Genomic DNA, 5,568 nt, shown 5'->3' with positions numbered 1-5,568 from the left:
TATCCTTAAAAAAGTAGCGGCGACTTTGAAGTTTTCTCTCAAAGGAGTCAGTAGGGGCGTTTTGACTACGCCTTTAAGAGTCCATTTTTGGATGGCTTAAGAATCCCCTCCCTTTAGCAACGCGGAGGGAGGGGAGCAGTCAAAAAAACACTATCCCTGGACGCAACTTGGTATTAGAAATGCTTTTCGGAGGTTCCTAATTCTACCAGAAATTGCGAGGCGGAGCCTCTAGAGATGCGTTCCTCGGCGGAGCCAAGGAACGAGGGAATTAAGAACTTAATGCGCGGAGAAATTGCTGCATTTTGGAGAGCATACTGGGCTTTTTAACAGTGGGAGTTGATTCGCCTTTTGCTTCTTCTGTTGCGGTAGCTTTACCGAGTATAGTGTTTAAACGATCGCCGATTGGTTTTTGGGGTTCTTCGGCAATTAATTCAAAGTTATCGCTATCTTTTTCTAGCCAAACTTGCCAAGGAGAAGGATAAGAACGCAAAATTGCTGCACCTTCTAAGGGTCGAATATAGTAACAGGTTTCGATAGTATTAAGAAAGCGTTCTCGTAACTGACGGGCTGCGTAACCGATACCAACGATCGCCACATTCTCTAGTTGTGGGATTAACATTATTATCGGGCGATCGCCAGCTAGATTAGCAAGTTTTTCGGCTTGGCTGACTTCCACGGAAGAAGGACAAACGAGCAAAAAGGCTTCGTCGTCGTCGTTAACTTTCATTTCGATGGGGGTACGAGAACTACCTAAATCGCTTACTTTATAAGGTGTTTCACCCCAGTCACGACGGGCGAGTGCAGCCGCACCTGTATCGGGAAACAACACTTTTAGCCCGGAACCATATTCTGCAAAAATGGGGATAAATTCTTGGGCGAGAGATTGCGCTCTCAAAGCGATTTCTGGGAATACTAATTCTACCTGCAATCTGGTATAACCGTCATTGAGGGCGTTGGTAGTTGCTTCTTTAGCTTGCGCGATCGCTTCTTCTAAGGTTTGTGGTAGTTGAACCATTGTTTTTTTATCTGATGTTTAACGGACAGATATTACCATCCCCACGTTAACGACTACTAACTAATTCTTTCGCTAATAATCGCTCTAAAATATGTTTTAAGACCATTGCTGTCCATTCAATGTCAGCTTCGCTGGTTTCCCGTCCTAAAGTTAAGCGAATTCCGGCTAAAGCATTGTTGTCGGAGTAGTCCATTGCTTTTAAAATCGGACTAGGGCTAAGTTTACCGCTATGACAAGCAGAACCAGCGCTAATCCCAATTCCAGCGAGGTTCATTTGTCTTACCAGGGTTTTTCCAGTAATTCCAGGGACGGAAACTGTAAAACTAACGTGATGGGGCAAACGATGCCAGCGATCGCCAGTTGGTGTTAAATAGTCACAGTCGGCTAAAAGCCCAAACAGCAAATCCCGTAATTTTATCAACCTGGGTGTCTCTACCGACATTTCGGCGGCTGCAAGTTCGGCGGCTACACCAAATCCCGCAATATTCGGTACTGCTTGAGTCCCAGAACGCAATTTCATCTCTTGTCCCCCACCACCAAAGAGGGGAACTAATTCGACTCCAGGACGAAGATAAAGCGCCCCTGCACCTTGGGGACCATAAATTTTATGACTCGAAAGGGAAAGTAAATCTACGCCTAATTTTTCCACATTTACGGGCAAACGTCCCGCCACTTGCACTGCATCGGTGTGAAAGAGGACGTTTCGCTTGCGGGTAATTGCGGCAAGTTCGGAAATTGGTTGTAAAGTTCCCACTTCACTTTGACCGTAAATAATCGATACTAAGACAGTATTTGCTTGCAAAGCTGCTTCCAAGTCGAGAGGATTAACTCTACCTCTGCTATTTACAGGTAAGCGCGTCACTTGCCAACCCCATTGTGCCAAAAGTTGCACGGGTTCGGCGATCGCAGAATGTTCGACACTAGAAATAATGATATGTTGAGGCGTTGAGTATTGCCGCGCTACGCCCATAATTGCCAAGTTGTCCGCTTCGGTTCCTCCAGATGTGAAAATAATCGCATCTGGGTTTGATGCACCGATTAAACTGCCAACTTGCATTCTCGCCAACTCAATTGTCGTCGCTGCCCTTTGTCCCCATTCATGTAAACTAGAAGGGTTGCCCCACCCTTGCGTGAGGATTTCTTGCATTTTGCCTCTCGCTTCTGGGCGTGTCGGCGTTGTCGCGCTATAGTCTAAATAAATTTGCATATTTTTTCGCCAGATCGATACCACCGAAGCTGCTGATATTACTATTTTACGATTCAAAGGCTCTTCTCGATTTCAGCCTGAGAGTTTCTTAATGCTTCGGTAGTTTATGTATGTAATCTTGCTAACAATTTAACAACTTGTAATAATTTTAACTGCCCGGTTTGCGAACGTTATAGTCCTCGTGAGAGATCACTTCTTCAGGAACTAAGATACTACCGCGATCGCGACAAAGCAGGCGATAATGACGGGTAACAGGAATAGAGATCACAAAGCGATCGTGTCTAAGTCGTTTCCCTCGATATTCTCGATAATCTCTCTGACTTTCTAGCCCTGCGATAATTCTACGTGCTTTAATAACAACATTCTTTGGTAATGTGCTTAAATCGATGGGATCTTTCGCAAAGCTGTCTTCCCATTGTTGCTTTTTATGTTTTTTTCTTTCCCAACTTGCTTGTTTTTGCTCGCAACGATGACAACTTTGTCCATATCCGCTATGACCGCAAGGAAATTTTTTCTTTCTTCTAGGCATAAAATTGCGTACAGGCTGCTTTCCTGCACCCCCATTGATTAACATCAAATATTGACTTCTTTTTAATACAACTTACAAAAAATGGCGCGAAGAATCTTCTAGCTAATCTTTGCAAAGTCCCTTAAAATCAGACTCTACATAGCGCGAAGATATATCGTGCCTGAGAATCTTGCCTCTAGGAGGCAAAATTTAATCATAAAATAATTTAGTGACCCAAGGGAATACCAGGGGAGGGGGTGAAGTCAGTTATTACTTTCTCAAGTACCCGCATTTACTACATATCACTTTTCAGCTTAGAAAGCGCAGAAAGCTAACAAAAATTTGCAAATATATAATTTTAAATCCTTCTTCAGATAGAGGTATTTTTGAATTTTTCTATCAATGTATCCCTTTTTACCAGTAGAGACGTAGCATTGCTACGTCTCTACAGATCGATTGAACTAACCGATTATTTTCTAATAATAATTTTATTGGGATACTTGTTTGCAAACGTATTCTAATACTTGTGCGGAACTACTACCATTCATCGGTCGATATAATCTACCTGTATCCCCATAATTAAATCGACGAATGACTCTTTTTTCTCGGTCATAAGCAATAATTTGTCTTTGTCGTTCAGAATAGTTGGTACAATCAACAGAACGATATACTGTGACTGCATAAAGAGGTTGTCCGATATCTTCTTCTAAAAAAGCGTTATTCGGTTGCAGAAACTCTCGATGTTCCCAAAACCAAACAATATCACCATTACCTTTTGGATCGAGGGTATCACGATCGACAAAAAATTTATCACCAACTTGATTTACTACTACTTGTACCCATTCTACTGCTCGAGCAGCAGGAGCAACAGAGAGTAAACAACTAATTGTCAATAATTGCAGGAATTTTTTCATTTTTTACTCTCTCTCTCTAGAAGCGGTATTTAAAACGCCTCGTTCTAACACCGAACCGTCTACAGTTTTGTAATCAGCAATTTTCCAAACATTCCCTACCAATTCTAAACTATAGCGAATCACTTGAGTATCAAACTCTGTTTGACTGGGATCGATTTCACCTTCTCGATAAAGAGTGCGATCTTCGGTAACTTTGACTTCAATTGTTGCTTTCGTCTCGCTAGCAACAAATCGCTCGACAGATTCAATTTTTTGCACCCCAAAGCGATAGTATGCTTGGTTATTTCTTAGCCAGGCGATCGCGCCATTAGCATCGGTTAAAGAATCATATAATTCGCCCGTTGTCAAGTCACTAATTAATCTTGCTTCAAAAGGAGGAGCAAAAATTTGTGATTTGGCTTGTGTCCAGCGACTAACCAGACTCAAAGCTTGTTGTTGGGTGATTTGGCGCGAGAATGAACTAGAAGAGTTAGAATTACTGGTTGCGCCGAGGTTGCCTCGGATATTATTAACTCCTTGTTGAGCAAAATTATCTCCTGGACGTTCATCTAAGGCACGCTGGAAATATAGTAAGGCTATTTGATAATTTCTCTGGTCACTAGCATCATAAGCTGCGATCATATAGCGATCGTAGAGTGTATTACCATCTAGTGACGGTCTTCTCGTGGGAGTTAGGGATGGTGTAGGTGTAGCTGGGGTGGTATTAACAGCCGCCGTATTTCTCGTTGTAGTTGATTCTGCTACTCTATTGGTTTCTCTGGCTACAGGGGTGGGGTTTGTATTTTCCTCGCTATTGGTTTCGGTGGCTGAGGGAGTAACTATTTCTGGGGTCGTTGAGGGGCGAGAATTGGTTTCTCTGGCTACGGGGGTGGGGTTTGTATTTTCCTCGCTATTGGTTTCGGTGGCTGAGGATGTCGCTATTTCTGGGGTCGTTGAGGGGCGAGAATTGGTTTCTCTGGCTACGGGGGTGGGGTTTGTATTTTCCTCGCTATTGGTTTCGCTAGCTGAGGATGTCGCTATTTCTGGGGTCGTTGAGGGGCGAGAATTAGTTTCTCTGGCTACAGGGGTGGAATTTGTATTTTCCTCGCTATTGGTTTCGCTAGCTGAGGGAGTAACTATTTCTGGAGTTGTTGAGGGGCGAGAATTAGTTTCTCTGGCTACAGGGGTGGGGTTTGTATTTTCCTCGCTATTGGTTTCGCTAGCTGAGGAAGTAACTATTTCTGGAGTTGTTGAGGGGCGAGAATTAGTTTCTCTGGCTACAGGGGTGGAATTTGTCGCGGTGGTATTTTCAGCCGTGTTGGTTTCTCTAGCTGAGGAGGTGACTACTTCTGGGGTTGTGTTATTGGCTAGAGAATCATTTTCAGTAACAGCAGTGGTATTGCTTGCATTTGCGTTATTTGAGCCTTCAGAAGGAGAAGAATTAGCAGTAGCCGTTGTGGGAGTAGGAGTAGATGAAGCGATCGCCTGCTGATATAAATTTAAAACTTTTTCGGTATAACCCGAAATCAAACTATTGTTATAAAGGTTAGCATCGCCAGTCATCCACCAACCTGCGGCGCGACGTACAGCTAAGGTTTCATCATTTCCTGTCGCTTGATATTGTTGTTCGAGTATATCTTCCACCACACAACTGACAACTGTCCGCGCAGTATCGGGATTAGCTGCAAACTGTTCGGGAGTTAACTCTCGCTGAAGACATTGTTTTGACCAACGGGGAATTATACCCGGTTTCACTTGCCAGTCGCTATATAATCCGTTATTTGTATTAGGAGTCCTTGGTACAGCCCGACGCAAAGCTTCTACCAAGGCATTTATTTGTGTATTTGTGACTTGTGCTTGAGTTGGCGTAGCAGCCAAAACTCCGATACCGATACTGACAATTAGTCCAGCAAGTCGTAACCCCATAGTTAACCCTTTTATTGCT

At 43.4% G+C, this 5,568-nt stretch carries 5 protein-coding genes; all 5 read right to left on the bottom strand.

The window, feature by feature from the left end:
- Nucleotides 1–268 precede the first annotated feature (268 nt).
- Complete coding sequence (locus G3T18_RS24190; protein ID WP_224413157.1) at nucleotides 269–1,015, bottom strand: DUF1995 family protein; 747 nt, start codon at nucleotides 1,013–1,015, stop codon at nucleotides 269–271.
- Between the two features lie 46 nt (nucleotides 1,016–1,061).
- Nucleotides 1,062–2,222 (bottom strand): cysteine desulfurase family protein, encoded by a 1,161-nt coding sequence (locus G3T18_RS24185; protein WP_224413156.1) that lies wholly within the window; start codon nucleotides 2,220–2,222, stop codon nucleotides 1,062–1,064.
- 148 nt (nucleotides 2,223–2,370) lie between these two features.
- The gene (locus tag G3T18_RS24180) at nucleotides 2,371–2,751 is read right to left on the bottom strand and encodes a DUF7682 family zinc-binding protein (protein WP_224413158.1); all 381 of its coding nucleotides are present in this window, start codon (nucleotides 2,749–2,751) and stop codon (nucleotides 2,371–2,373) included.
- A gap of 467 nt (nucleotides 2,752–3,218) precedes the next feature.
- Nucleotides 3,219–3,644 carry a surface-adhesin E family protein gene (locus tag G3T18_RS24175; protein WP_224413155.1) on the bottom strand — a complete coding sequence of 142 codons (426 nt, stop codon included), beginning with the start codon at nucleotides 3,642–3,644 and terminating at the stop codon, nucleotides 3,219–3,221.
- Nucleotides 3,645–3,647: 3 nt separating this feature from the next.
- A partial coding sequence (locus G3T18_RS24170) for an ARC6/PARC6 family protein (RefSeq protein WP_224413154.1) occupies nucleotides 3,648–5,568 on the bottom strand: 1,921 nt, incomplete at its 5' end.

This window comes from Oscillatoria salina IIICB1 (assembly GCF_020144665.1).
Taxonomy (GTDB): Bacteria; Cyanobacteriota; Cyanobacteriia; order Cyanobacteriales; family SIO1D9; genus IIICB1.
The sequence above is the reverse complement of the archived record's forward strand: the minus strand, read 5'-3'. Positions and strand labels throughout refer to the sequence as shown.